Source organism: Brevibacillus humidisoli, from assembly GCF_020923435.1.
In the GTDB taxonomy this organism is placed as follows: Bacteria; Bacillota; Bacilli; order Brevibacillales; family Brevibacillaceae; genus Brevibacillus_E; species Brevibacillus_E humidisoli.
The window spans coordinates 3,738,251-3,763,629 of record NZ_CP087263.1 but is presented as its reverse complement, the minus strand read 5'-3'; the positions used below and the strand labels follow the sequence as shown (position 1 = coordinate 3,763,629).

Here is a 25,379-nt window from a genome sequence, read left to right as displayed (position 1 = left end):
CTCGCCGTTTAGACTATGAAAACAAGGGGCTAGCAAAGCATATGCGAAAGACAAAACGATACCAGGTGCAGGGGGCCAACCCACTCTGGCAGCTCTACCAAACCGTCAGCTTCTGGAAAGTCGTCAAAAACTTCGTCGTCATCCAACTCTCCCGTTACACCCCGTTTTTATCGTGGAAGAACTGGATGTACCGCAGGCTGCTGCGGATGGAAGTGGGAGAGCAAAGCGCTTTTGCACTCATGGTCATGGTCGACATCATGTTTCCCGAGCTGATCAAAGTGGGGAAAAACTGCGTCATCGGCTATAACACCACGATCCTGGCGCACGAATACCTGGTCGATGAGTATCGGTTAGGTGAGGTGCGGATCGGGGACGGTGTGCTGATTGGCGCCAACAGCATCATACTACCTGGTGTGACGATTGGCGATGGAGCGGTTGTGGCAGCCGGTACGGTGGTTCACAAAGACATCGCTGCTGGCTGTTTCGTTGGCGGCAATCCGATGCAGATCATTCGGGAAGTCGAGTAAGCTGCACGGTTTTCTTATACATCTCCCCCCATTTTTTCATTTCCAATATGATGGGCTCCAGGGTTCTGCCGAAGTCGGTTAGCGAGTATTCCACTTTCGGCGGAACTTGGTGGTATACCTCTCGATGAATCACTCCGTCTTGTTCCAACTCTCTCAACTGCAGGGTCAGCATGCGCTGCGTGATGCCCGGGCAGATTCTCCGAAACTCGTTGAAGCGTTTCTTTCCATCAAGCAAATAATAGAGCAGGACCCCTTTCCATTTACCGCCGATCACATCCAACGTTGTTTCGACCGGGCATGCCTCATCATTGGGGCAGTGCCCGTACCCGCTTTTGCGATTCCTCATCTCCTCATCCTCCCATGGTATACAAAGTGATACTACATCACATGAATGTGCCTACTTACAAAAAGTAATTATACTACATATAATCGGGCTGTAGGCAAAAAAACAGGAGAGGAACGATGGTTATGAACACAGAGAAAACGATGAAAGCAGTTGGACTGACCCGCTATTTGCCGATCGATCATCCGGATAGCTTGCTTGATGTCGAAGTGGAACAACCCACTCCAACCGGGCGCGACCTGCTTGTCCAGGTGCAGGCGATCTCGGTCAATCCGGTAGATGTGAAAGTACGCGCACCAAAAGAGAAGGTGGAAGAACAGCCGAGGATTCTCGGATGGGACGTGGCAGGGATCGTGGTGCAGACAGGTTCTGACAGCAGCTTGTTTCAAGCAGGAGATGAGGTGTATTACGCAGGCAGCATCGCTCGTCCGGGCGGCAATAGTCAATACCACCTCGTAGACGAGCGGATAGTAGGGAAGAAGCCCAGAACGCTTACCTTTGCCGAAGCAGCCGCTCTGCCGCTCACTGGAATTACAGCCTGGGAGGCACTTTTTGATCGTCTCGGCATCCCGTTTGCTGCCGAAGCCAATCGGGGAAGAACGATCCTGATCATCGGTGCAGCTGGCGGAGTTGGCTCGATCGCGACGCAATTAGCCAGTCTGGCAGGGTTAACCGTGATCGGTACAGCCTCACGCGATGAATCGATCCGCTGGGCAAAGCAGCATGGGGCCACCTACACGATCAATCATCATCAACCGTTTGCGACGCAACTAAAAGAGATCGGTTTTGACCATGTTGACTACATTCTTTGCCTCAACAGTACCGACAAGCACTGGCACAGCATGAGTGAGGCGATCGCGCCGCAAGGGAAAATCTGCTCTATTGTCGAGACGGATCAACCTCTTGATCTAACCCTTCTAAAAAACAAGAGTGCAACGTTTGTCTGGGAATTGATGTTTACACGTTCGCTATACCAGACGGCTGATATGGAGGAACAGCACAAGCTGCTGAACAAGCTCGCCGGTCTAGTGGATGGCGGAAACATCCGTACGACGCTGACGGAACGACTGCATCCGATCAATGCGGCAAACTTGCGACAGGCACACGCCAAGGTGGAGACAGGACATACAATCGGAAAGATCGTACTGGAAGGGTTTGAGTGAAGAAACTTTGCTCCGGTGGCCATAGTAGACCACCGGAGTTTTTCTTTTGCCCTGCCTTGTTTTTCCCAATTGTCAAACTATTGTTCCGACTGTTGACCATTTGTCTCTTTAGTGGTAAAGTTCTACTAACTCACTTTGCTTTAGTTCATTAGCAGAGTAAAGCGTTCGGAGGGAGAATCAGATGGCTAAGCCGTTAGGATTTGAAAAACCGTTAGGCATGCGCGACATTCTACCGGAATCGCTGGCGAAACAGCGCTACTTGGAGGCAGCACTGCGGGGACAGATTGAAAAGTGGGGCTACGAAGAGATCGCCACTCCTTCCCTTGAGTATTATGATACCGTCGGAGAGGCGAGTCTGACCACAACAGAACGGATGTTTAAGCTGCTGGACAAACAAGGGCATACAGTGGTGCTCCGACCGGACATGACGGCGCCGATTGCCAGGGTTGTCTCTTCTTTGTATAAGCAAGTGCCTTTTCCAATACGCTTGTACTACCAGGCCAATGTCTTTCGCGCTCAGGAGAAGGAGGCAGGCCGGAACGCCGAGTTTTATCAGACGGGAGTGGAGTTGATCGGGGATCACTCGGTAGATGCTGATGCGGAAGTGATCGCATTGGCCGTAGCTTGTCTGCAATCTGCCGGTGTCACCTCCTTCAAAGTAGCGATCGGTCACGCCGACTTTATGGACGGTCTGCTTGAAGAAATCGTGCCTGACCGCTCTTATCATGAGCAGTTTCGGCAGTTCTTGCATGACCGTGACTACGTCGGCTATCGCCAGCTTGTCGATTCCCTGCCGATCGCCGAAGAGGGGCGAGAGCGCCTGCACGCCCTGTTGCGCTTGAGAGGGGGAAAGGCGAAGATCGAGCAAGCACGGCAGCTCACCGTCAACGGCAAAGCACGCCAGGCTGTGCAAACCATTCAATCTCTATGGGAGGCACTGGAAGCGTACGGTGTGACCGAACACCTGCTGCTTGACTTTAACCTGGTGCTCAATCTTAACTACTACACGGGAACTGTATTTGAAGGATATGCGGCTGATCTGGGCTCGCCGCTGATCGGCGGGGGGCGCTACGACCATCTGCTGGCCCGGTTTGGACGACCGGCACCTGCGACTGGTTTTGCGATCAAAATGGACCGACTCCTACAGGTGACTTCCAGCCGACCAGAGCCAAAAAAACTCGGCCTGTTGATCCTCTACACGGAACCGAATCGTCGGCGGGCGCTGCTGGAAGCGCAGCGACAGCGGCAGTTGGGGCGTGTCGTGTTGACCCAACTGATCGGTCACGCCGCTGACGCCGGTGCGTTCGTTACGCGAGACGACGTCGAAGTGATCGAAATGACGGGAGAGGGGGAGGCCGGATGAGCGGTGCGGACCAGCTGCAGAAACTGACGATTGCCATGCCAAAAGGGCGTATATTTGAGGAGTCCCTCGTATTTTTAAAGCAGGCCGGGCTTACCGTGACGGCTGATCTGCAGGACTCGCGCAAACTGATTATTCCGGTTGCAGACAGTCATCTGCAGTTTATCCTGGCCAAGCCAACAGACGTACCCACCTACGTGGAGTACGGGGTAGCCGATGTCGGGGTGGTCGGCAAAGATGTGCTGCTGGAAGAAGAACGGGATGTCTATGAACTGCTTGATTTGCAGATCGGCTACTGCCGGGTGATGGTAGCGGGGCTGCCTGATTGGAAGCCGGTCGAAGCGCCGCGCGTTGCTACCAAATACCCGCGTATTGCATCCCAGTATTTTCGCGAACAGGGTCAGCAAGTTGAGGTGATCAAGCTGAATGGTTCAGTGGAGCTAGCCCCGCTGATCGGTCTCGCTGACCGAATCGTCGACATCGTCTCCACCGGCCAGACGCTGAGAGAAAACGGACTGGTGGAGTTGGAACATATTTGTGAGATTACGACCCGGTTGATCGCCAATCGTGCCAGCTACCGGATGAAAAGTGAAGCGGTGGATGACATCGCACAGAAATTTCTGTCGGTCATTCCCCGGCCTAACCGTTCCGGTAAGCGGGAATTCTTTTGAAAATGTGAGGGGAGTAAAGAGATGATCAAGATGGTTGACGCCGCCAACTTTGATACCCGTCGCAGTGTAGATAGCGGTACGCGGGAGCAGCAGGAGGCGGTGCGCGAGATCCTGGGCAGAGTGAAGGCGGAGGGAGACGAGGCACTCCGTTTCTATACAGAAAGATTTGATCGTGTGCGACTGCAGGATTTTTCCGTTCGTGAAGCGGAATGGGCAGAGGCGGAAACACAAGTAGATCCTGCTGTGGTACAGGCGCTGCGGGAGGCGGCAGACAATATCCGCGACTATCATCGACGCCAAATCCATCAATCGTGGTTTACCAGCAAGGAGAGCGGCACGATGCTGGGGCAACTGATCCGCCCGTTGAAGCGGGTCGGTCTGTACGTTCCGGGAGGTCTCGCTGCTTACCCCTCGTCGGTGCTGATGACGGGTGTCACAGCACAGGTAGCAGGTGTAAAAGAGATTGTGATGGTATCTCCTCCCGGAGAGGATGGCCGGCTCAATCCGGTGATTCTCACTGCGGCACGGATTGCCGGGGTGACGGAGATTTACAAAGTGGGGGGTGCGCAGGCGATCGGCGCGTTAACGTACGGTACTGAGCAAATCCCAGCTGTCGATAAGATTGTCGGCCCGGGCAACATCTATGTGGCGCTCGCCAAGCGGGAAGTATTCGGACTGGTCGATATCGACATGGTGGCAGGACCGAGCGAGATCGTCGTTCTGGCAGACGAACAGGCCAACCCGCGTTACATCGCCGCCGACCTGCTCTCGCAGGCGGAGCATGATCCGCTGGCTTCTGCCGTGCTGGTCACACCTTCCCGCTCACTCGCGGAAGCGGTCCAGGCAGAGGTGCAGCGCCAACTGGCGGAGCTGCCGCGCCGTGAGATAGCGGCTGCTTCGCTCGCCAACCACGGTGCCATCTGTGTCGTCAGCGACCTGGAAGAGGGGTTTGCTGTCGTCAATCGACTGGCACCGGAACATCTGGAACTGATGATGGATGACCCGTTTGCTCACCTGGGCAAAGTGGAGAATGCCGGTGCGGTTTTTCTCGGTGAATACAGTTCGGAACCGGTTGGGGACTATTTTGCAGGAACCAACCACGTGCTGCCGACGAACGGCACGGCCCGCTTTTCCTCGCCGCTGTCAGTAGACGATTTCGTCAAGAAAACGAGTGTGATCTCATACAGCAAACGCGATCTGCAGGCAAACGGTGCAAAAATCATGGCCATCGCCGAACAGGAAGGGCTGACCGCCCATGCCCGTGCGATCGGAGAGCGGTTAAACGATCTCGGGAACGACCCGGAAAAACTTTGAGTCAGATGGAGTGAGCGAGATGGAAGGAAACAAGCGTATTGGGCGCGTAGAGCGCAAAACAGGTGAGACAGACATTTCCCTTTCGTTTGCAATTGACGGGCAGGGGGATGTCTCCCTGCAGACGGAAGTGCCGTTTCTCAATCACATGCTGGATCTGTTTGCACGGCACGGTCACTTCGACCTATCGGTTCAGGCAAAGGGCGATATTGAGGTGGACTACCACCACACCGTGGAAGATATCGGCATCTGCCTCGGCCAAGCCTTGCAGGAAGCGCTGGGGGATAAAAAAGGGATCAGGCGTTATGGCAATGCGTTTGTGCCGATGGATGAGTCGCTTGCCCAAGTGGTCATCGACCTCAGCAATCGCCCCCATCTGGAGTACCGAGCGGCTTATCCGTCGCAGCAAGTGGGTCAGTTTCCAACGGAGTTGGTCCATGAATTCCTCTGGAAACTGGCTTTGGAGGCGCGCATGAACCTGCATGTGATTTTGCACTACGGCCAGAATACCCATCATATGATCGAGGCGATCTTCAAAGCACTGGGACGCGCCTTGGATGAGGCGACCTCGTTTGATGCCCGCGTCAAAGGCGTTCCTTCTACAAAGGGGTTGTTGTAGATGATCGGCATCATCGATTACGGGATGGGGAATCTATACAGCCTGAGCAAGGCGCTGGAGCGGCTTGGCTATCGTTACGCGTTTGTCACGGAGGCAGCCCAGCTCGCTTCGTATGATGGACTGATCCTGCCTGGGGTTGGGGCATTTGGCGATGCGATGCATAACATTCGTCAGGCCGGACTGGAACAGCCGTTGAGAGAGTATGCCGCAAGCCGACGTCCGCTACTCGGGATCTGCCTGGGGATGCAGCTGCTCTTCAGCCAAAGCGAGGAGTACGGTTCTCACCAGGGGCTTGACCTGCTGCCTGGAGACGTGATCCGTTTCTCTGGCGGCTACAAAGTGCCGCATATGGGCTGGAACCAACTGACGCTGCACAAGGATAATCATCCGCTGCTGCAAGGCGTCAGCAGTGGAGACTACGTCTACTTTGTCCACTCGTACCACGTGAAACCGGAAAATCCCGACCACCTGTTTGCCGTCACCGATTACCATCAGGACGTGACGGCAATCGTGGGTCGAGGAAGTGTCTACGGTATGCAGTTTCACCCTGAGAAAAGTGGAGAGACTGGTATGCGGCTGCTGGGCAACTTTGCCCAGCTTTGTGAGGGGGTCTTGCAATGAGTTTTACGATCTATCCGGCCATAGATATTCGCGGCGGCAAGTGTGTCCGCCTGTTCCAAGGCGATTACGAACAAGAGACGGTGTACGGTGAATCGCCGCTTGATGTGGCCAAGCAGTGGGTGGAACAAGGGGCCACCTGGCTGCATCTGGTTGACCTGGACGGGGCCAAACAGGGGACACCGGCCCACATCGATTTGATCTGCACGATTGCCAGGGAAGCAGGTGTGCCTGTCCAGGTCGGCGGCGGCATCCGTACGCAGCAGGACGTATCAGCCTACTTGGACGGTGGTGTTAGCCGGGTCATTCTGGGGACGGCGGCGATTGAGAATCGCCCCTTTGCCGAGGCTGTTTTGGCCCGATACGGCAAACAGATAGCGATCGGGCTGGACTGCCGAGATGGATTGGTCGCCACTCGCGGCTGGCTGACGACGACTGACGTCAAGGCGGAACAGCTGGCAGTTGAGCTGGCACAGTTGGGAGCGGAGACGTTTATTTATACCGACATCTCCCGTGACGGCACACTTACCGGCCCCAACATCGAAGCGATCCGGTCGTTGGCGCAATCGAGCGGCAAACAGGTGATTGCATCTGGTGGCGTCAGCACGGTTGAGGACTTGCGTGCACTAGCCCGCTATACAGATGAAGGGGTTGGCGGAGCGATTGTCGGAAAAGCGCTCTACACCGGAGCTGTAAAGTTGGCGGAAGCGCTCCGGCTGACCGGGGAGGGCATGTAGCATGCTGGCAAAGCGGATCATTCCTTGTCTCGATGTAAAAGATGGTCGAGTCGTCAAAGGCGTGCAGTTCGTCGGGCTGCGCGATGCCGGGGATCCGGTCGAGTTAGCGAAAAAATACAGCCAAGAGGGCGCTGACGAGCTGGTTTTTCTGGACATTTCCGCCTCTCATGAAGGGAGAAAAACAATGGTGGAGGTGATCGAGCGGACGGCCGCTCATATCACCATCCCGTTTACTGTTGGAGGCGGGATCAACAGCGTCGATGACATGAAGCGGATTTTGCGTGCTGGCGCAGACAAAATCTCGCTCAATACTGCCGCTGTGCTTCGTCCGGAGCTGATTCGCGAAGGGGCGACGGTGTTTGGAACCCAATGCATCGTGGTCGCGATCGATGCCCGACGCACGGGGGCGGACAAGTGGGAGGTGTACACGCACGGCGGACGCAATGCCACTGGCCGCGATGTGGTGGAATGGGCAGTTGAAGCGGAACGGTTGGGAGCAGGTGAGATCCTGCTGACCAGTATGGATAATGACGGTGAAAAGAACGGGTTTGGCCTGGAGTTGACACGCACCGTCTCAGAAGCCGTCACCATCCCGGTCATTGCCTCCGGCGGCGCGGGCAGCCTTGATCACTTTGTAGATGTATTGACTCAAGGAAAAGCAGATGCAGCACTGGCTGCTTCTATTTTTCACTATGAGCAGACATCGCTTGGCTCTGTCAAATCACATCTATTGGAGAGAGGAGTTGCCATACGCCCATGACCAGCACAATACCTTGGGATGAGCTCAAGTTTTCCGAGCAAGGACTGATACCGGCGATCGTCCAGGATGCGGTCAGCAAGGAAATCCTGACGCTCGCCTATATGAATAGGACATCGCTGGAAAAGACGTTAGAGACAGGCGAGACCTGGTTTTGGAGCCGTTCCCGTCAGGAATTGTGGCACAAGGGAGCTACCTCAGGCCATACCCAGCGGGTCCAGTCGATCCGCTACGACTGTGACGGCGATGCCTTGATCGTGCAAGTTGTTCCCAATGGTCCGAGCTGCCACACAGGAGCATACAGTTGCTTCAACACACCCATTCCGGTACAGAGCGGATCAACTGCGAAAACGGCTGCCGGAAATGATCGCTTTGCCATCCTCAATCAGCTGGAAACGCTGATTGCCGCTCGTGAAGCAGAACGTCCGGAAGGCTCTTACACCACCTACCTGTTTGACAAAGGGGTGGACAAGATCCTGAAAAAAGTGGGCGAGGAGGCCGCCGAAGTGATCATCGCCGCCAAGAATCGCAGCCACGAAGAACTCCGCTACGAAGCGGCCGATCTGTTGTTCCACCTGTTGGTGCTGCTGCGGGAACAAAAACTGCCGCTGGACGATGTGCTGGCAGAGCTGCAGAATCGGCGTTAGGGCACGATACCTTCGTACCCTGCCTGGCCCGATGCCGCTTCTGGCGACAACGGCCTATTTAGACGTCTGAGAAGGTTTTTTTACACATCATGCATGAGATTGCCAACAGTGGCAAATCATACATGAAAAAAGGATGGTGTGTATGAACCATTACCTCAGACAGATCACTTGGAGAAAGAGCGTGTTGGCACTGCTTATCGCGCTGCTGATTATGCCCGCAGGTTTGCTTCATGCTGAGCGAGATGAAGGAGGGGGCGCTGCAGCCCACAGCCATCATAAAGCCCGTTCCTATCGGCTTGACTTGGTCCACTCGCCAGCCGTGCTGAAGCTTTTGCAACTGGATGAACAATCGCTTCGGCAGCAGTTGAAGCAGGATAAATCACTGGCGGAGATTGCTGCAGAGCGAGGCGTCAGCCTGGACCGTCTGACGGAAGAGGTCGCCAAGGAACGAAGCAAACGACTCGACCGTGCCGTGGCGGATGGAAAGCTGTCAGCAGATGATGCCAAAGAGATGAAAGCAAGACAAATAAGCGGCATCCAGAAACGACTGCAGGCGAAATGGTCCGAACGCAAAATGCACAGACGGGCCAGACTGGCACAGTTGGCCGATACTCTGAAAATGACCCCTGATGAGTTGAATCGACAGTTGGAAAGCGGAAAGTCGCTCGCCGAAGTAGCCGAGGAAAAAAAGGTTCCGACCGAGCAGCTCAAGACGACCATGAGAACCTCTCTGGTCGAGATGATCGATCAGAAGGCTAATGATGGCTTGATACCTCCCAGCAAGGCTGCGGAGTGGAAGCAGAATGTGGAACTCCATCTGGAACGGATGCTGAATGCCAAGCGTTCGTCTCACAAACATACAGGATAAGCGCTGGGCCCGGGTCTATGACCCGGGTTTTTTATGTAAAAAATCCATTTACAGGAACAAAGTTTTGCTGTAGTATGTGAATTGCCAATTTTTCTAGAAACAACCATCCTTCATTTCAGTACGGATCGTGCCGACCTGTGGACTTTGGTCATGTGATTTTGGGTCATGCCTGGGACACGTTATGTACAGACCACATCGAATATCCTCTCATTATGCAAGCGCCGTTCATGCTGTGAGCAGCGTGATCAGCATCGCGAACCTTTCTAACGAGATCTCAAACAGCTCATGCCATCATATAGTTCCCGTCTCTTTGTCTCTGGAACGGATACAAAACCGGCCAGATTTTGTCTTACGGCTGGAGGCGGACAATGCGGAATTGTGTTTTCCATGTAATCCGCCATATGGAGGATTACTTATTTTCATTATGATTCGATCCAGTTCCCCAGAACCTGATCATACTGCCTACCTGTCCCGGAGCTGGAGAACCGTAGAGGAGGAAAAGGAGAAAAATGAGAGAAGTGAAGGAGATGCGGATGGAATTGCTCCAACAGTTGAAGCGCTATATGGGGGAGGCCAATATGGCGGGGGCCGCACGATGTGCACAACGACTGCACCAGGTGTTGCCGGACAAGGGTGATTTGATGAACAACGGTGTATTTGTAGCGTATGGTGGCGGCAAAGACAGTTCCTATATGGTTGCTTTTGTCCGCTTGATTCAGTTGTTGCTTTTTGAACAATACTCATGCACGTTCAAAGTGCAGGTGGCGACGAATCGTCATGCGGGCATGCCGCAGGCTGTGATGGACAACATTGATAGCGTTTACAAGGCGCTTCGCCTGTATGAAGATCCCGATGTCGAGACGCTGGTAATCGATGGCCAACGCATAACCGCATTTGATAGGATGCTGCCATTGCCGGAACAGATTCGGGAGACGAACCGCAACGATATGCTGATGACCGGACATCGCTGCCAAGGGGACGCACGCCCCACTTTTTGCAATGCCTGTAACCTGAGTATGGTTAATTCCTTCGGTGTCGCTCTCTCTTACGGAAAGGGCCCTGACATTATCGTCACCGGAGATTCTCCCCAAGAACAGCGAGCCTATGCGCGGTGGATCAAGCGATTGGTTTCTACGTTCCACCTGCCCAAACATGCGGGAAAAGATTTCAAAACATTTCTGCGCTCGGTTGACGACATTTCTCAACATTATTTTGCAGACATTCACGGAGACAATGAAGAACAGCTGCAGATGCACCGGGTTGCTTATGAAGGGATTCAAAAAGAACCGCTGTTTTTTTCGATCTATGAAGACACTCCCTACCGGGCAGGCGACCACTGGGATTTGTTGGTTCAGTTTCTAGGATTTCAATTCGATGAGTTGGCCTTCAGTTTTACGGAATCGGACTGTGCCAATCCTGCTTTGATGGCCCATCTGCGCGGGCTAAAAGTGGAGCAGGTGTATGGCCGCACCTACAAGGAAGGTATTGAGGAGTACGTAGCCTTTGCCCTGCAACTGATGAGACAAAAAGATATCCCCGAACATCTCATCGAGATCGCCAAGGATCGCTATCGGGATGACGAAGCGATTCAGGAGATGCGGGCAAAGATCAGTCGATATACGGAAGACGTATATGGTCTGACCGAGGAACATCTAGTCTGTATGGTCTTTTCCCCGTTTGCCGAGCGGGCGAAAAACCTGGAGCAGTATCTGCAGGCAAGAAGGCCTGATCTGTTGGGGCGGATCCCTGCTATCCATGCCTTGCTCTCCGCTGAAGGAGCAGAGGTTGCGGATGCCCAGCGGGACTTGCACCACCTCCTGACAGCGCTGAGTGGTTTTACTCTTCCGCAGCTGCAGAGGCTGTATCAGGCAGACCTTGTTCCCAGCACCCTACAGGTGCAGGACAGGTTAGAGAAATCACCGATTGCCGTGGTTCGGAGAGGGGACCCGCATCAAGCAGTGATTCAGACTCGTCCAGCACCTGACGGGGAGGTCAGGGAAGAAATCATAACCGGACGTTAGGGTGTTTGGGACCGATGAAAAAATGGCTTACCGAATGGCTGCTCTGGAGTGTTGTGCTGATCTGGGGCGCCAATTATACGATCGGCAAATACGGAGTGGTGCAGCTGTCCCCATTGCAGTTTAATACGATCCGCTTTGTCGCCGCTGGTCCGCTGTTGTTATTGGCCACCTATTTGGTCGAGAAAAGTGTAAAGATTGACCGCAAGGATTTCATCAGGCTAGTGGTAGTCAGTCTCGTTGGGGTTATCTGCTACCAAACGTTGTTCATGGCGTCCATCAAGTATACGTCCGCCACCAATGCGGCCCTTCTCATAGCTATGTCCCCCGTTTTTACGGGGATTTTTTCCGTCATGGCCAAGCAAGAGACTTTTTCCTGGCGAGTTCAGATCGGCTCCGTGATCGCTTTTGGTGGCGCAGCGATGGTGATTATTCATAGGGGGGACCCTGGGTCAGCTCCCGACGGGCAGATGTTGGGGGATATCATGGGGTTGCTTGCCGCCATTTCCTGGGGGCTCTACCCGGTTATCACAACACCGCTGCTAAAGACTTATTCAGCGCTGCGTGTCACAACATGGTCGATCGTGATCGGGGCATTGATCCTTTTCCCCCTTGTTTTCTCCGATCTGCTCTCCGCTGCCGGGACCCTGACCGCCTCGACCTGGTCCTCTTTGCTGTATTCCGCCATTCTGGTGACGGCCTATGGCCTGGTGGCCTGGTATGTCGGCATCAGCAAGATCGGTTCGACCAAAACAATGGTGTATATGTATGTTACTCCTCTGGTCGCATCCATCATCGCCTGGCTTTTCATCGGTGAAACCATCCAGGCGGCTCAGATCATGGGAGGGAACATCATCCTAGCAGGTTTGTACATGGTCAAAAGTTCCCAATATACACAGAAACGGCGCCAAACAGCGAAAGGAGGCTAGCGGGTGGGGGCAGAAGAACATATCCTAGCGAAAAAAGAGAGGTACCTTGTAGACTGGCATCGGTCGCTGTGTGGATAGCGTTCACTCTCAACTACCGATAAAGAAGGGAGCCCCTGACGTGTTACGACTACTATCGCTGCTTGCTGTGATCGTGCTGGCGGGACAGTCCAGTCCCGCCGCAGCCCGAACCGGTTCACTGACTGATGGGGTAATTCGCGTGGCCTACGACCACTCGCTGCCGCCTTTTTCCTATGTGGACGAGAGCGGAGAGGCAGGTGGGTTTACCATTGCATTGATCCATGAAATTGCCAAGACAAGAGGCCTTGCGCTGGAGTACGTCCCGCTTGATTGGGGAGAGGCAGTTGCCCGACTTGCGGCGGGAGATGTGGATGTTATTGTGGGGATGAAATACACTAGCGCGCGGGACAGGCTGTTTGACTTTAGCGAATCGTTTTTTACAATGTCGGAGGTACTGCTGGTCCCTAAGCAAGACAAATCGATCCGCCACTTGAATGACTTGAAGGGGAGAGTGGTCGCCGTACAGCGGGCGAGTGTAGGCGTCGATCTGCTGGAAAGTGTCAGAAGAGTGAAAATGCTCGTAGCGTTTAGTCAGCAAGATGCGCTCGACTATCTACATATCGGCAGGGCGGAAGCGTTTCTCGGCAATCCCTGGACAGCGCAATCGATCCTGGAAAAAAGGGGGGAACAGGATTTGTACGAGACCCGCTCGGGGCTGATCAATCCTGCGGACTACGCCTTCGCCGTGCGCGAGGGAAACTACCGGCTGCTGCAGGAGTTAAACAGCGGTCTCTCCCAGTTGGTTCAGGATGGTACCTATGGGCGGCTGTACAGTCGTTACTTCGAACCGTATTCCGCACATATCGCCGATTGGTGGCGCAAACTGGTCACCTTGCTGCTGGCTGTCACTGCCTTGATTGCACTGGTGCTGGTTTTTGGTTTCTTCTGGAACAAGCGGCTGAAGTATGAAGTGAAAAGACAGACCACAGCCTTGGCAGACAGTTTCGCCTTTCAGTCCCAGGTGCTAAACAGCGTGGACAGTGCCATCATCGCGTTTAACCTCGATGGCAGCATTACGCTGCGCAATCAAATCACCGCCCACCTGCTCGGGATAGGGGAGGAGTGTTTGGGCAGACGGGTAGACGAGTACCTGCCGGAGCTGCCGATCCAGGAGGCGATCGAGCAGCGCCAGCAGCTGTTCCGCGGAGAGTTGGTGAGACAGGAGGGCGGCAGCCGCTTTTTTCACTACTACATCGCCCCTCTCTACAGCAGCGTGGGTGAAGTGATCGGGGGAATCGTCAGTCTGCAGGATCGAACGGAGCAGAAACACTTGCAGGCGCGTTTGGTGGATCAGGAAAAAATGCGGGCGCTTGGCCAGCTGGTGGCGGGAATTGCCCATGAGCTGCGCAATCCCTTGACTGCGATTAAGACGTTTATTGAACTGCTGCCGGGCAGGCTGGACGATCCCCACTTTCGTGCCGAGTTGATTCGACACGTGCCGGTTGAAGTGGAGCGGCTCAATCGGATCGTCGAAGACCTGCTGGACTACGCCCGCAGTCAACCGATGCAGACGCGGGCAGAAAACCTGAGGGAGATGGTCGATTGGGTACTTGGACTGTTTGCCAGACGACTGCATCATGAGCAGGTACTCCTCACCGTAGAAGTACCACCTCATTTGACGGTACGCTGTGACCGGGCGCGAATCAAGCAGGTGCTGATCAATCTGGTCGTAAATGGACTGGAGGCGATGGAGCAGACTGCGCAAAAACAGCTGCTGATCCGGGCTGGATCAGAGTCGGGCGCGGTGGTGCTGACGATTGCGGACACCGGTGAGGGGATTGCCAGCGACTACTTGCCCCGCTTGTTTCAGCCATTCTTCACTACCAAAAGTCAAGGGATCGGGTTGGGTCTGCACCTCTCACGCAAGATTATGCGTGAACATGGTGGAGAATTGACAGTAGAGCGCAGCGACGGAACAGGCACGACATTTCGGTTGGTGTTCGCAGACACGCCGCTTTCGCTATCGCCGGGTCCAACACGCTCTACAGAACACGTCGAGCCGATGCGATGAGACAGCGAAGGAGGACACGGTATGAAGAAAAAATTGTTGATCATTGATGACGAACAAGCGATCTGCTCTTCCCTCTCATTTGCGCTTGATGATAAGTACCAGATCTGGACTGCCACAGACGAGAGGTCCAGCCTGGAGATCCTCACGCAGACGGCAATTGATCTGGTGCTGCTTGATCTCAACTTGGGGAGGACTAGCGGCCTCGATCTTTTGCCGCAGATCATCGAACGGCGTCCTGAAGCGGCGGTGATCATGATGACGGCATACGGCACGATTGAATCATCGGTACAGGCGATGAAAGCGGGCGCCTATCATTACATAACCAAGCCGCTCAACTTGGAAGAAGTGCGGTTGTTGCTGCACAAGGCAGCGGAGTACAGGCAGCTGCATCGACAGGCGCAGCTGTTTGGTGATGCTGCCAGACAGCAGCACGCCTACGCCGGCCTCATCGGCAAAAGTCAGCCGATGCAGCGGCTGATTCAGTTTATTGAACGGCTCAAACAGATCAATTCCAACATTCTGATCACCGGGGAGAGCGGAACCGGGAAAGAACTGGTCGCACGGGCGATCCACTTCCAGGGAGAGCGGCAGGCCCGGCCGTTTTCGGTGATTAACTGTGCGGCCATACCGGAAAATCTTTTGGAAAGCGAACTGTTTGGCTATGAAAAAGGAGCCTTTTCGGGCGCCTATAAAAGAAAAGAAGGGTTGGTGGAATCGACGGATGGCGGCACATTGTTCCTCGACGAGATCGGGGAAATGCCGCTTGCTCTGCAGGCGAAGATTCTGCGGGTGATCGAAGATCGGCAGGTCACGCCGCTTGGCTCCCTACAGCCAAAAGAGGTAGATATCCGGTTTATCGCAGCTACCAATCGGAACCTGCTGGAGGAGGTTCGGAAGGGGACCTTTCGCGAAGATTTGTTTTACCGGCTCAATGTGATCCCCTTGCACCTGCCGCCGCTTCGAGAGAGAAGGGAGGACATCCCTCTCTTGATCGAGCACTTTCTTGCCCTTTTTGCCATCAATCTGAACAAGCAGCGAAAAACGATCAACAACGAAGTAAAAAAGCGTCTGTATGCCTACAACTACCCTGGAAATGTCCGGGAGTTGGCCAACATCGTTGAATATGCGGTCGCACTCGCCCCGTCTGAGGTGATCACAATAGAGGATCTGCCTCCCACGCTCTCAACACGGCTAGCGGAACCATTACAGGCAGCTGCCCAGCAGGAGGGGCTGTTTCTGCCGGCAGACCTCCCACTGCATGAGGTGGAGCGCCGCTATACGCTGTATACACTGGAACGATCCGGTTTTCATCGAAAAAAAACGGCAGAAGTGTTGCAGGTCAGTGAACGAAGTCTTCGGCAAAAGGTAAAGCATTATATGGACCCACAGCAGCCAACGGGTAATCGTTAGCCTCCCTCAGCAGAGGTATTCACTCATCCGGAAAACAGCAATGGCATCAAGCGGCAAAATATTCCGCTTCATCTCGGCATTTTTTGCCGGTGCAGGAAGTGCATGAGCTTACGCAATCTTGAGAGCGCTTTCTTTTCCCGCCTTGTCCAGGTTGGCATCCTACTTGCTAAGGGTTATAGAAGTGAAGACATGCAATCATATGGATCAAAGGGGGAAAACGATATGAAAAAGTGGGTATCATCCGTGTTGTCGATGCTGCTGGCGTTGATGGCTATCGGCTGCAGCAGTCCGGCGGGAACAGGAGTAAGCGGCTCCGGCAGCGGTGGGACTGGCGGGGCTGGTGAACAGGCATTCCTGACCATTGCCACCGGTGGCAGTTCCGGCCCTTATTACACGATTGGCGGAGCGTTGGCTAAAGTATACAAGGACAAGCTGGGCTACAACGCCTCGGTACAGTCAACCGGAGCCTCAGTAGAAAACGTGAATCTGTTGAAAGCCAAAAAGGTGGATATGGCTTTTGCGATGTCGGATGTCGTTACCTTTGCGTACAACGGGGAGGAAGGCTTTAAGGAGAGCGGCGCGATCAAGGAATTGCGGGCAATGGCCGGTCTCTATCTCAATTATGTGCAGATCATCACGCTGAAGGATCGGAATATCAAATCCGTTGCCGACTTAAAAGGGAAGCGCGTCGGGGTCGGTGCGCCGAACAGTGGTGTAGAAGTGAATGCCCGGATGGTGCTGGCCGGGCACGGGATTACCTATGACGACATCACACCGGACTATCTTTCCTATGCGGAAGCTGTCGAGCAGCTAAAGAACAATGCAATCGACGCTGCCTTTGTCACGTCTGGTCTGCCTAATGCTACGGTGCTTGATCTGATGACGACTGCAGATGTGGAAATCGTTCCAATTCAGTCTGCCGATGTCGACAAACTGGCGGCAACTTATCCGTTTTTCGTCAAGGCGGAAATCCCGGCGGGTATCTACAATAATGATCAGCCGATTCCAACGGCAGCGATCCGCAACGTGATGCTGGTCCGTTCCGATTTATCTGAAGAGCAGGTCTATTCGTTAACCAAGACCTTCTTTGAAAATCTACAGACGCTGCAAGAGGCCCATAATGCGGCGAAGAACATTTCGCAGGAAGAGGCAGGCAAAAACTTGGTTGTGCCGCTGCATCCGGGAGCAGAGAAGTACTACAACGAAGCGCTTGGCAAGTAACCCAATAGGCAGAGGGGGGAGAACAGATGAAGAAACGACGAACGATCTTTCTTTTTCTGCTTTCCTTCCTCCTGATAGGCCTTTGGCCTCTCCGATGCCTGTTGTTAATCGATTATCGCGAGCAAACGCTGCTTGGAGCACTGCCGTTCTCCCTGGGGGAACGTTTTACTGTGGAATGGGTTCACTCGGTGGAGTTAACGCCGTGGAGAGAAACCTACACACTAGGGGAATCAGGGGGATTGCTGCTGGTGGAGACGGCGTTTCGTTCCTTCGGAGCAGGTGTTCCCGCAACCTTTGAGCAATCCTTCGAGATAGAACAAGGATGGATCGTAGCGAAAGGCCTGCATGCGCCGCGAGATGACGTCATCTACCTGATTTCCCGGAGTGACTACACTTTGACGGTAGGGATGCGTACCTGGCAGATCACGCAGTTGATCGCGCAGGATCGTTCCCTGCAGTTTTCAATAGGATGGCGGCCATGGTGGTACCCTGTTATCCATTGCTTGCCGAGAGAGGATGTGAAAGCGAATGGGCGATCCGATCCGCTCGTTTACAGAACAGCAGAGCAGCGAAAATAAAGCCATGGCGATGCTGCAAAAGTATGATAAGGAATCAGCTTTCCGCGTTTTTCATAACAAGTGGCTGCGGCTGATGATATCGGTGATCACCGTGGCCTTTGCATTTTATCACTTCTATACAACATACTCGCCGATTGTCACCTTGAAACACCGCTCTCTGCATGTTGCCATCATACTTTGTCTGATTTTTTTGCTGTATCCCGGCCGGAAGCGTTCTTCGCGAGGGAAGTTGTCGCTGGTTGACACCGTGTTGGGGCTGCTCTCTCTTTCAACGGCGGGGTATATCTTTATCTATTATCTGGACATTGTTAACCGGGGAGGCTTGCCGTCTGCTTGGGATGTCATCTTCGGAGCATTGCTCTGCGTGCTGGTATTGGAAGCATCGCGGCGCGTGGCCGGTTGGGAATTGACGGCGATGGCTGCTGTTTCTGTCGCCTATGCTTACCTGGGCCCTTATTTGCCGGGAGATTTCGGGCATCGCGGATACACGTTTTCCGATATCTTCAACTATATGTACGTCACCACCGAGGGCGTTTACGGTACCGCTATCGCGGTATCCGCTTCTTACATTATCTTATTTATTATCTTTGGTGCGTTTCTATCCAAATCGGGGATGGGTGCCTTGTTTAATGATCTTTCACTGGCGCTGGCCGGAAGCAGCAAGGGAGGACCGGCAAAAGTGGGTGTGATCGCGAGTGCCGTGCATGGTTCCATCAATGGCTCGGCTGTGGCCAGTGTAGTGACGACAGGAGCCTTTACGATTCCGATGATGAAACGAGTTGGCTACAAACCCGATTTTGCCGCCGGAGTAGAAGCAACAGCGGCGGTTGGCGGTCAAATATTACCGCCGGTAATGGGAGCAGCCGCTTTTATCATGGCGGAGACACTGGGCATGTCTTACATTACGATTGCGATTGCGGCTTTTATCCCCGCGATGTTGTATTATTTCGGCTTATTGGTACAGGTTCATCTTCGTGCAGACAAAGAAAAGCTGGAAGGACTGCGAAAGGATGAACTGCCTCGTGTCATTGAGGTGTTAAAGGAGCGCGGCCACCTGCTGCTGCCGCTGATCATTCTCGTCGCGTTGCTGGTGTTGGGATATACTCCGACACTGGTAGCTGTATGTACCATTGCCGCGACCATCGTAATCGCTTCTTTTCGCCGCACAAGCAGGATGAGTATTCGCGATATCCTGCAGGCATTGGAAAATGGTGTCCGCGATACACTGGGTGTAGCAGCTGCCTGTGCGGCCGTAGGAATTACGGTGGGCGTGTTCAGTTTGACTGGATTTGGGCTGAAGCTGGCCAACATCATCTTGGTCTTGGGGCAGGGAAGTCTGTTTTTGACGTTAGTGTTTACGATGGTGGCCTCCATCATACTCGGCTTGGGGCTGCCGTCTATTCCCTGCTACATCATCACGGCGACAATGGCTGCTCCCGCCTTGGCTGCTTTTGGTGTGGATCCTTTGTCGGCTCATCTGTTCGTCTTCTACTTTGGCGTGATTGCCAACCTGACTCCACCCATTGCTTTAGCTGCTTTTGCCGGTGCCGGCATCGCCGGCTCCGATCCACAGCGGACAGGTTGGGTCTCCTGCAAACTAGCCCTTGCCGGCTTTGTCGTACCATTCATCTTCATCTACAAACCGGCCATGCTCATCCATCAGGCGGGTGCTATCGACATTCTTTTGGTGACTGTTGCATCGGTATTGGCGATTATCGCTCTAGCAGCGGCAACCGAGGGGTACATCTTCGCAGAGCTAAATTGGTTTACCCGACTATTATTGATCGCTGCCGGTGTGGTGATGATGTTCCCGGAGTATTGGGCAGTAGGATTATCGATAACCGTTATAGTGTGTGTGTTTGCCTACCAGTTTCTGCTCAAGAAGCGGTCTACTGTCATCTCCGCTTGATCCGTTAGGACCAAAACTTTGCCTTTTCCCCAGCCTCTCAAGCCGCTGGAGAAAAGGCTTTGTCATTCATTGCGAGATTTCCATAATTTATTATTGACTTTCGTTTTACTAATGTGATAGATTATTTCTTGTCGCCGCTTGAGCGGTTGCAACATAGTGTCGACGAGCATTCTATCGTCTAGCTGATCATCAATGGAATCTTGTGAGTCTTGCTAAAAAATAGCACTTGACTCTATCAAAGAAAACATGATATATTAGCTAGCGTTGGTTCAAAAAACGAACCTGATATGCTCTTTGAAAACTGAACAGCGAAGCGTTTATATGAAGCCTAAGCAAATGCTTTTGAACCGAGATCAATTTCTTTCTTATCTTTAATGGAGAGTTTGATCCTGGCTCAGGACGAACGCTGGCGGCGTGCCTAATACATGCAAGTCGAGCGGGGCGATCGGGAGCTTGCTCCTGAGAGCCTAGCGGCGGACGGGTGAGTAACACGTAGGCAACCTGCCCGTAAGATCGGGATAACATAGGGAAACTTATGCTAATACCGGATAGGGTTGTCTCCCGCATGGGAGAGAACGGAAAGGTGGCGCAAGCTACCCCTTACGGATGGGCCTGCGGCGCATTAGCTAGTTGGTGGGGTAACGGCCTACCAAGGCGACGATGCGTAGCCGACCTGAGAGGGTGACCGGCCACACTGGGACTGAGACACGGCCCAGACTCCTACGGGAGGCAGCAGTAGGGAATTTTCCACAATGGGCGAAAGCCTGATGGAGCAACGCCGCGTGAACGAAGAAGGCCTTCGGGTTGTAAAGTTCTGTTGTCAGAGACGAAACCGTACCGTTTGAACAAGGCGGTACCTTGACGGTACCTGACGAGGAAGCCACGGCTAACTACGTGCCAGCAGCCGCGGTAATACGTAGGTGGCAAGCGTTGTCCGGAATTATTGGGCGTAAAGCGCGCGCAGGCGGCCAGGTAAGTCTGGTGTGAAAGGCCGGGGCTCAACCCCGGTGTGCATTGGAAACTGTCTGGCTTGAGTGCAGGAGAGGAAAGCGGTATTCCACGTGTAGCGGTGAAATGCGTAGAGATGTGGAGGAACACCAGTGGCGAAGGCGGCTTTCTGGCCTGTAACTGACGCTGAGGCGCGAAAGCGTGGGGAGCAAACAGGATTAGATACCCTGGTAGTCCACGCCGTAAACGATGAGTGCTAGGTGTTGGGGGTTTCGATACCCTCAGTGCCGCAGCTAACGCAATAAGCACTCCGCCTGGGGAGTACGGTCGCAAGACTGAAACTCAAAGGAATTGACGGGGGCCCGCACAAGCGGTGGAGCATGTGGTTTAATTCGAAGCAACGCGAAGAACCTTACCAGGTCTTGACATCCCGCTGATCCCTCCAGAGATGGAGGTTCCCTTCGGGGCAGCGGTGACAGGTGGTGCATGGTTGTCGTCGACTAGTGTCGTGAGATGTTGGGTTAAGTCCCGCAACGAGCGCAACCCTTATCTTTAGTTGCCAGCATTCAGTTGGGCACTCTAGACTGCCGTCGACAAGACGGAGGAAGGCGGGGATGACGTCAAATCATCATGCCCCTTATGACCTGGGCCACACACGTGCTACAATGGCTGGTACAACGGGACGCGAACCCGCGAGGGCAAGCCAATCTCTGAAAACCAGTCTCAGTTCGGATTGCAGGCTGCAACTCGCCTGCATGAAGTCGGAATCGCTAGTAATCGCGGATCAGCATGCCGCGGTGAATACGTTCCCGGGCCTTGTACACACCGCCCGTCACACCACGAGAGTTTGCAACACCCGAAGTCGGTGAGGTAACCGCAAGGGGCCAGCCGCCGAAGGTGGGGCAGATGATTGGGGTGAAGTCGTAACAAGGTATCCGTACCGGAAGGTGCGGATGGATCACCTCCTTTCTATGGAGCTTTCGGCTACAAACGTTTTCGCTGTTCAGTTTTGAGGGAGCATTTCCTTCAACTTCCACTTGCCTCTCTGAGGCAGACGTGGTAAAGTAAATATCCTGTCTCAAAGACACAGGAAGGCCTGCTAAAGGCGCCACATCCTGTGGCGATGCAGGCACTAGCACATCCTGTGCGTCGTCTGGTGGCGATGGCGGAGGGACACACCCGTTCCCATGCCGAACACGGCCGTTAAGCCCTCCAGCGCCGATGGTACTTGCCCCGAAGGGGGCCGGGAGAGTAGGACGCTGCCAGGCGGTTTGACCTCTTGTGAGGTTGGACTCTTATATTGTCGTACCTTGAAAACTGGATAACGAGTATAGACAAGGAATGCAAGACGTGGCATGTCCCACGACATGACACGAAAAACGTGTGGTTTCGTCTGCTAAAAGCGCCAACGTCCTGTTGGGTCGGCTAGAGACGTCCCGTCCATGGGACTACGCCGACACTAGCACGTCCTGTGCGTCGCAACGCAGACATAATCACATCCGTGTGGTTAAGTTACTAAGGGCACACGGTGGATGCCTTGGCGCTAGGAGCCGAAGAAGGACGCAGCGAACTGCGATAAGCCTCGGGGAGCGGTAAGCACGCTTTGATCCGGGGATCTCCGAATGGGGCAACCCACCATCCGTAATGGGATGGTATCCGTCACTGAATCCATAGGTGGCGAGAAGGCAGACCCGGTGAACTGAAACATCTAAGTAGCCGGAGGAGAAGAAAACAAGAGTGATTCCCCTAGTAGTGGCGAGCGAACGGGAAGAGCCTAAACCGCAAGGTTATCCTTGCGGGTTGTGGGGCGTCTCACGTGGAGTTACAAAAGACGCGCGTAGGTGAACCATCTGGAAAGGTGGACCAGAGAGCGTGACAGTCGCGTAACCCAAACGCGCGTCTCTCCGACGGACCCCGAGTAGCGCGGGACACGGGAAATCCCGCGTGAATCTGGCAGGACCATCTGCTAAGGCTAAATACTCCCTAGCGACCGATAGTGAACCAGTACCGTGAGGGAAAGGTGAAAAGCACCCCGGGAGGGGAGTGAAACAGAACCTGAAACCGTGTGCTTACAAATAGTCGGAGCACGATCAATGTGTGACGGCGTGCCTTTTGTAGAATGAACCGGCGAGTTACGGTAGCGTGCAAGGTTAAGTCGAAGAGACGGAGCCGCAGCGAAAGCGAGTCTGAACAGGGCGCAAGTACGTTGCCGTAGACCCGAAACCGTGTGATCTAGCCATGTCCAGGGTGAAGGTAGGGTAACACCTACTGGAGGCCCGAACCCACGCACGTTGAAAAGTGCGGGGATGAGGTGTGGCTAGCGGTGAAATTCCAATCGAACTCGGAGATAGCTGGTTCTCCCCGAAATAGCTTTAGGGCTAGCCTCGGATGGGACCCCGCCGAACACGAGCGTAAGCTTGGGTTCGGTGGGTCCAGTGAGAGTCTTGGAGGTAGAGCACTGATTGGGCTAGGGGCCCTCATCGGGTTACCGAACTCAGTCAAACTCCGAATGCCAATGACTTATGTCCGGGAGTCAGACGATGAGTGCTAAGATCCATCGTCAAGAGGAAAGAGCCCAGACCATCAGCTAAGGTCCCCAAGTGTACGTTAAGTGGGAAACGATGTGGAGTTGCCCAGACAACCAGGATGTTGGCTTAGAAGCAGCCACCATTTAAAGAGTGCGTAATAGCTCACTGGTCGAGTGACTCTGCGCGGAAAATGTAACGGGGCTAAACGTACCACCGAAGCTATGGCGGTCCGTACGGACTGGGTAGGGGAGCGTTCCAAGCAGCGGTGAAGCCGTACCGGAAGGAGCGGTGGAGCGCTTGGAAGTGAGAATGCCGGTGTAAGTAGCGAAAAGACAAGTGAGAATCTTGTCCACCGAAAGCCTAAGGGTTCCTGGGGAAGGCTCGTCCTCCCAGGGTTAGTCGGGACCTAAGCTGAGGCCGAAAGGCGTAGGCGATGGACAACAGGTTGATATTCCTGTACCACCTTTGTTCCGTTTGAGCGAGGGCGTGACGCAGGAGGATAGGTGAGCGGCCTACTGGATGGCCGTCCAAGCAGCAAGTGTGGTATGCAGGCAAATCCGCATACCATCCAGCACAAGCTGTGATGGCGAGGGAAATACAAGTACCGAAGTCCCTGATTTCACACTGCCAAGAAAAGCGTCTAGTGAGGAACAAGGTGCCCGTACCGCAAACCGACACAGGTAGGCGAGGAGAGAATCCTAAGGTGCGCGGGATAACTCTTGCTAAGGAACTCGGCAAAATGGCCCGTAACTTCGGGAGAAGGGGCGCCCGGTAGGGTGAGGGTCCCCGCCTGACACGAGCGTAAGCTTGTGTCAGGTGGGCTGAGCCCGAGGGGGCCGCAGTGAAAAGGCCCAAGCGACTGTTTAGCAAAACACAGGCTCTGCGAAGCCGCAAGGCGAAGTATAGGGGCTGACGCCTGCCCGGTGCTGGAAGGTTAAGGGATGAGTTAGCTTCTGGGCCCCGCCGAACGCGAGCGTAAGCTTGTGTTCGGTGGGTAGAAGCGAAGCTTTGAACCGAAGCCCCAGTAAACGGCGGCCGTAACTATAACGGTCCTAAGGTAGCGAAATTCCTTGTCGGGTAAGTTCCGACCCGCACGAAAGGCGTAACGACTTGGGCGCTGTCTCGGCAAGAGACCCGGTGAAATCATAATACCTGTGAAGATGCAGGTTACCCGCGACAAGACGGAAAGACCCCATGGAGCTTTACTGTAGCCTGGTATTGGAACTTTGTGCATCATGTACAGCATAGGTGGGAGCCTGAGAATCCGGTGCGCCAGCATCGGGGGAGGCGCCGTTGGGATACCACCCTTGATGTACGGAGTTTCTAACTCGGCACCCTGATCGGGTGCGAGGACCATGCCAGGTGGGCAGTTTGACTGGGTGGTCGCCTCCCAAAAGGTAACGGAGGCGCCCAAAGGTTCCCTCAGAATGGTTGGAAATCATTCGTAGAGTGTAAAGGCACAAGGGAGCTTGACTGCGAGACCTACAAGTCGAGCAGGGACGAAAGTCGGGCTTAGTGATCCGGTGGTTCCGCATGGAAGGGCCATCGCTCAACGGATAAAAGCTACCCTGGGGATAACAGGCTTATCTCCCCCAAGAGTCCACATCGACGGGGAGGTTTGGCACCTCGATGTCGGCTCATCGCATCCTGGGGCTGTAGTAGGTCCCAAGGGTTGGGCTGTTCGCCCATTAAAGCGGTACGCGAGCTGGGTTCAGAACGTCGTGAGACAGTTCGGTCCCTATCTGTCGCGGGCGCAGGAAGTTTGAGGAGAGCTGTCCTTAGTACGAGAGGACCGGGATGGACGCACCGCTGGTGCACCAGTTGTCACGCCAGTGGCACAGCTGGGTAGCTATGTGCGGACGGGATAAGCGCTGAAAGCATCTAAGCGTGAAGCCCCCTCCAAGATGAGACTTCCCACAGCGCAAGCTGGTAAGACCCCTCAGAGACGATGAGGTTGATAGGTTCGATGTGGAAGCGCGGCAACGCGTGGAGCTGACGAATACTAATCGGTCGAGGACTTATCCACACTCTCTTTCCTTGTTCTATACATTCCGTTATCCGGTTTTGAAGGTGTGACTGGCACAGGAATGTGCCCATCGTTCCTTCACATACTTACTTGAAAACAAAA

General features: G+C 54.1%; 19 protein-coding genes and 3 rRNA genes. 21 read left to right on the top strand and 1 reads right to left on the bottom strand.

The features are described 5' to 3' along the window. Nucleotides 1–41 precede the first annotated feature (41 nt). Nucleotides 42–527, top strand: a complete 486-nt coding sequence (locus LOK74_RS18420; protein WP_230043456.1) for an acyltransferase — start codon at nt 42–44, stop codon at nt 525–527. Here the strand turns inward: LOK74_RS18420 and LOK74_RS18415 are convergent. Continuing rightward, on the bottom strand, nt 508–873 hold the full coding sequence (locus tag LOK74_RS18415) for a winged helix-turn-helix transcriptional regulator (protein WP_230043455.1): 366 nt from the start codon (nt 871–873) through the stop codon (nt 508–510). The two genes, LOK74_RS18420 and LOK74_RS18415, sit on opposite strands and share 20 nt — an antisense overlap. 122 nt (nt 874–995) lie before the next feature. On the opposite strand from LOK74_RS18415, the gene LOK74_RS18410 reads away from it, so the two are divergent. From LOK74_RS18410 to LOK74_RS18315, 20 genes are all read left to right on the top strand, one after another. Next, nucleotides 996–2,033, top strand: a complete 1,038-nt coding sequence (locus LOK74_RS18410) for a zinc-binding alcohol dehydrogenase family protein (RefSeq protein ID WP_420908799.1) — start codon at nt 996–998, stop codon at nt 2,031–2,033. A gap of 181 nt (nt 2,034–2,214) precedes the next feature. Then, nucleotides 2,215–3,396, top strand: a complete 1,182-nt coding sequence (locus tag LOK74_RS18405; protein WP_230043453.1) for an ATP phosphoribosyltransferase regulatory subunit — start codon at nt 2,215–2,217, stop codon at nt 3,394–3,396. Then, nucleotides 3,393–4,064: an ATP phosphoribosyltransferase gene (gene hisG, locus LOK74_RS18400; RefSeq protein WP_230043452.1), complete on the top strand. Its 672-nt coding sequence runs from the start codon at nt 3,393–3,395 to the stop codon at nt 4,062–4,064. The genes LOK74_RS18405 and hisG overlap by 4 nt, the downstream gene beginning before the upstream one ends. A 21-nt stretch (nt 4,065–4,085) precedes the next feature. Continuing rightward, nucleotides 4,086–5,378, top strand: a complete 1,293-nt coding sequence (gene hisD, locus LOK74_RS18395) for a histidinol dehydrogenase (RefSeq protein ID WP_420908687.1) — start codon at nt 4,086–4,088, stop codon at nt 5,376–5,378. 19 nt (nt 5,379–5,397) lie between these two features. After that, nucleotides 5,398–5,994 carry an imidazoleglycerol-phosphate dehydratase HisB gene (gene hisB, locus LOK74_RS18390; RefSeq protein WP_230043451.1) on the top strand — a complete coding sequence of 199 codons (597 nt, stop codon included), beginning with the start codon at nt 5,398–5,400 and terminating at the stop codon, nt 5,992–5,994. Beyond that, nucleotides 5,995–6,615 carry an imidazole glycerol phosphate synthase subunit HisH gene (gene hisH, locus LOK74_RS18385; protein ID WP_230043450.1) on the top strand — a complete coding sequence of 207 codons (621 nt, stop codon included), beginning with the start codon at nt 5,995–5,997 and terminating at the stop codon, nt 6,613–6,615. Then, the gene (hisA, locus tag LOK74_RS18380; RefSeq protein ID WP_230043449.1) at nt 6,612–7,349 is read left to right on the top strand and encodes a 1-(5-phosphoribosyl)-5-[(5-phosphoribosylamino)methylideneamino]imidazole-4-carboxamide isomerase; all 738 of its coding nucleotides are present in this window, start codon (nt 6,612–6,614) and stop codon (nt 7,347–7,349) included. The genes hisH and hisA overlap by 4 nt, the downstream gene beginning before the upstream one ends. 1 nt (nt 7,350) lies before the next feature. Further along, nucleotides 7,351–8,109, top strand: coding sequence for an imidazole glycerol phosphate synthase subunit HisF (gene hisF / locus LOK74_RS18375; RefSeq protein WP_230043448.1), 759 nt, complete (start codon nt 7,351–7,353; stop codon nt 8,107–8,109). Next, the gene (gene hisIE, locus LOK74_RS18370; protein WP_230043447.1) at nt 8,106–8,753 is read left to right on the top strand and encodes a bifunctional phosphoribosyl-AMP cyclohydrolase/phosphoribosyl-ATP diphosphatase HisIE; all 648 of its coding nucleotides are present in this window, start codon (nt 8,106–8,108) and stop codon (nt 8,751–8,753) included. The genes hisF and hisIE overlap by 4 nt, the downstream gene beginning before the upstream one ends. A gap of 142 nt (nt 8,754–8,895) precedes the next feature. Then, entirely contained in the window at nt 8,896–9,621 is a 726-nt protein-coding gene (locus LOK74_RS18365) for a hypothetical protein (protein WP_230043446.1), read from the top strand. Nucleotides 9,622–10,130: 509 nt separating this feature from the next. Then, nucleotides 10,131–11,642: a hypothetical protein gene (locus LOK74_RS18360; protein WP_230043445.1), complete on the top strand. Its 1,512-nt coding sequence runs from the start codon at nt 10,131–10,133 to the stop codon at nt 11,640–11,642. Nucleotides 11,643–11,656: 14 nt separating this feature from the next. Further along, a complete protein-coding gene (locus tag LOK74_RS18355) occupies nt 11,657–12,568 on the top strand; it encodes a DMT family transporter (protein WP_230043444.1) in 912 nt (303 codons plus the stop codon). 118 nt (nt 12,569–12,686) lie between these two features. After that, on the top strand, nt 12,687–14,657 hold the full coding sequence (locus LOK74_RS18350) for a transporter substrate-binding domain-containing protein (RefSeq protein ID WP_230043443.1): 1,971 nt from the start codon (nt 12,687–12,689) through the stop codon (nt 14,655–14,657). Nucleotides 14,658–14,678: 21 nt separating this feature from the next. Further along, complete coding sequence (locus LOK74_RS18345; RefSeq protein WP_230043442.1) at nt 14,679–16,067, top strand: sigma-54-dependent transcriptional regulator; 1,389 nt, start codon at nt 14,679–14,681, stop codon at nt 16,065–16,067. Between the two features lie 222 nt (nt 16,068–16,289). Beyond that, complete coding sequence (locus tag LOK74_RS18340; RefSeq protein ID WP_230043441.1) at nt 16,290–17,288, top strand: TAXI family TRAP transporter solute-binding subunit; 999 nt, start codon at nt 16,290–16,292, stop codon at nt 17,286–17,288. Between the two features lie 26 nt (nt 17,289–17,314). Then, nucleotides 17,315–17,866, top strand: coding sequence for a DUF1850 domain-containing protein (locus tag LOK74_RS18335; protein ID WP_230043440.1), 552 nt, complete (start codon nt 17,315–17,317; stop codon nt 17,864–17,866). After that, the gene (locus LOK74_RS18330) at nt 17,817–19,775 is read left to right on the top strand and encodes a TRAP transporter permease (protein ID WP_230043439.1); all 1,959 of its coding nucleotides are present in this window, start codon (nt 17,817–17,819) and stop codon (nt 19,773–19,775) included. The genes LOK74_RS18335 and LOK74_RS18330 overlap by 50 nt, the downstream gene beginning before the upstream one ends. A 371-nt stretch (nt 19,776–20,146) precedes the next feature. Further along, nucleotides 20,147–21,692: ribosomal RNA gene (locus tag LOK74_RS18325) — 16S ribosomal RNA — on the top strand. Between the two features lie 183 nt (nt 21,693–21,875). Beyond that, a 5S ribosomal RNA gene (rrf, locus tag LOK74_RS18320) occupies nt 21,876–21,991 on the top strand. A gap of 237 nt (nt 21,992–22,228) precedes the next feature. Beyond that, nucleotides 22,229–25,277: ribosomal RNA gene (locus LOK74_RS18315) — 23S ribosomal RNA — on the top strand. The 16S, 23S and 5S rRNA genes sit together here, the layout of an rRNA operon. Nucleotides 25,278–25,379 lie beyond the last annotated feature (102 nt).

Bases quoted from the DNA above. Each gene is read 5' to 3' on its own strand.
- LOK74_RS18420 (WP_230043456.1), top strand. From the start codon at position 42: ATGCGAAAGACAAAACGATACCAGGTGCAGGGGGCCAACCCACTCTGG.
- LOK74_RS18415 (WP_230043455.1), bottom strand. From the start codon at position 873: ATGAGGAATCGCAAAAGCGGGTACGGGCACTGCCCCAATGATGAGGCA.
- LOK74_RS18410 (WP_420908799.1), top strand. From the start codon at position 996: ATGAACACAGAGAAAACGATGAAAGCAGTTGGACTGACCCGCTATTTG.
- LOK74_RS18405 (WP_230043453.1), top strand. From the start codon at position 2,215: ATGGCTAAGCCGTTAGGATTTGAAAAACCGTTAGGCATGCGCGACATT.
- hisG (WP_230043452.1), top strand. From the start codon at position 3,393: ATGAGCGGTGCGGACCAGCTGCAGAAACTGACGATTGCCATGCCAAAA.
- hisD (WP_420908687.1), top strand. From the start codon at position 4,086: ATGATCAAGATGGTTGACGCCGCCAACTTTGATACCCGTCGCAGTGTA.
- hisB (WP_230043451.1), top strand. From the start codon at position 5,398: ATGGAAGGAAACAAGCGTATTGGGCGCGTAGAGCGCAAAACAGGTGAG.
- hisH (WP_230043450.1), top strand. From the start codon at position 5,995: ATGATCGGCATCATCGATTACGGGATGGGGAATCTATACAGCCTGAGC.
- hisA (WP_230043449.1), top strand. From the start codon at position 6,612: ATGAGTTTTACGATCTATCCGGCCATAGATATTCGCGGCGGCAAGTGT.
- hisF (WP_230043448.1), top strand. From the start codon at position 7,351: ATGCTGGCAAAGCGGATCATTCCTTGTCTCGATGTAAAAGATGGTCGA.
- hisIE (WP_230043447.1), top strand. From the start codon at position 8,106: ATGACCAGCACAATACCTTGGGATGAGCTCAAGTTTTCCGAGCAAGGA.
- LOK74_RS18365 (WP_230043446.1), top strand. From the start codon at position 8,896: ATGAACCATTACCTCAGACAGATCACTTGGAGAAAGAGCGTGTTGGCA.
- LOK74_RS18360 (WP_230043445.1), top strand. From the start codon at position 10,131: ATGAGAGAAGTGAAGGAGATGCGGATGGAATTGCTCCAACAGTTGAAG.
- LOK74_RS18355 (WP_230043444.1), top strand. From the start codon at position 11,657: ATGAAAAAATGGCTTACCGAATGGCTGCTCTGGAGTGTTGTGCTGATC.
- LOK74_RS18345 (WP_230043442.1), top strand. From the start codon at position 14,679: ATGAAGAAAAAATTGTTGATCATTGATGACGAACAAGCGATCTGCTCT.
- LOK74_RS18340 (WP_230043441.1), top strand. From the start codon at position 16,290: ATGAAAAAGTGGGTATCATCCGTGTTGTCGATGCTGCTGGCGTTGATG.
- LOK74_RS18335 (WP_230043440.1), top strand. From the start codon at position 17,315: ATGAAGAAACGACGAACGATCTTTCTTTTTCTGCTTTCCTTCCTCCTG.
- LOK74_RS18330 (WP_230043439.1), top strand. From the start codon at position 17,817: ATGGGCGATCCGATCCGCTCGTTTACAGAACAGCAGAGCAGCGAAAAT.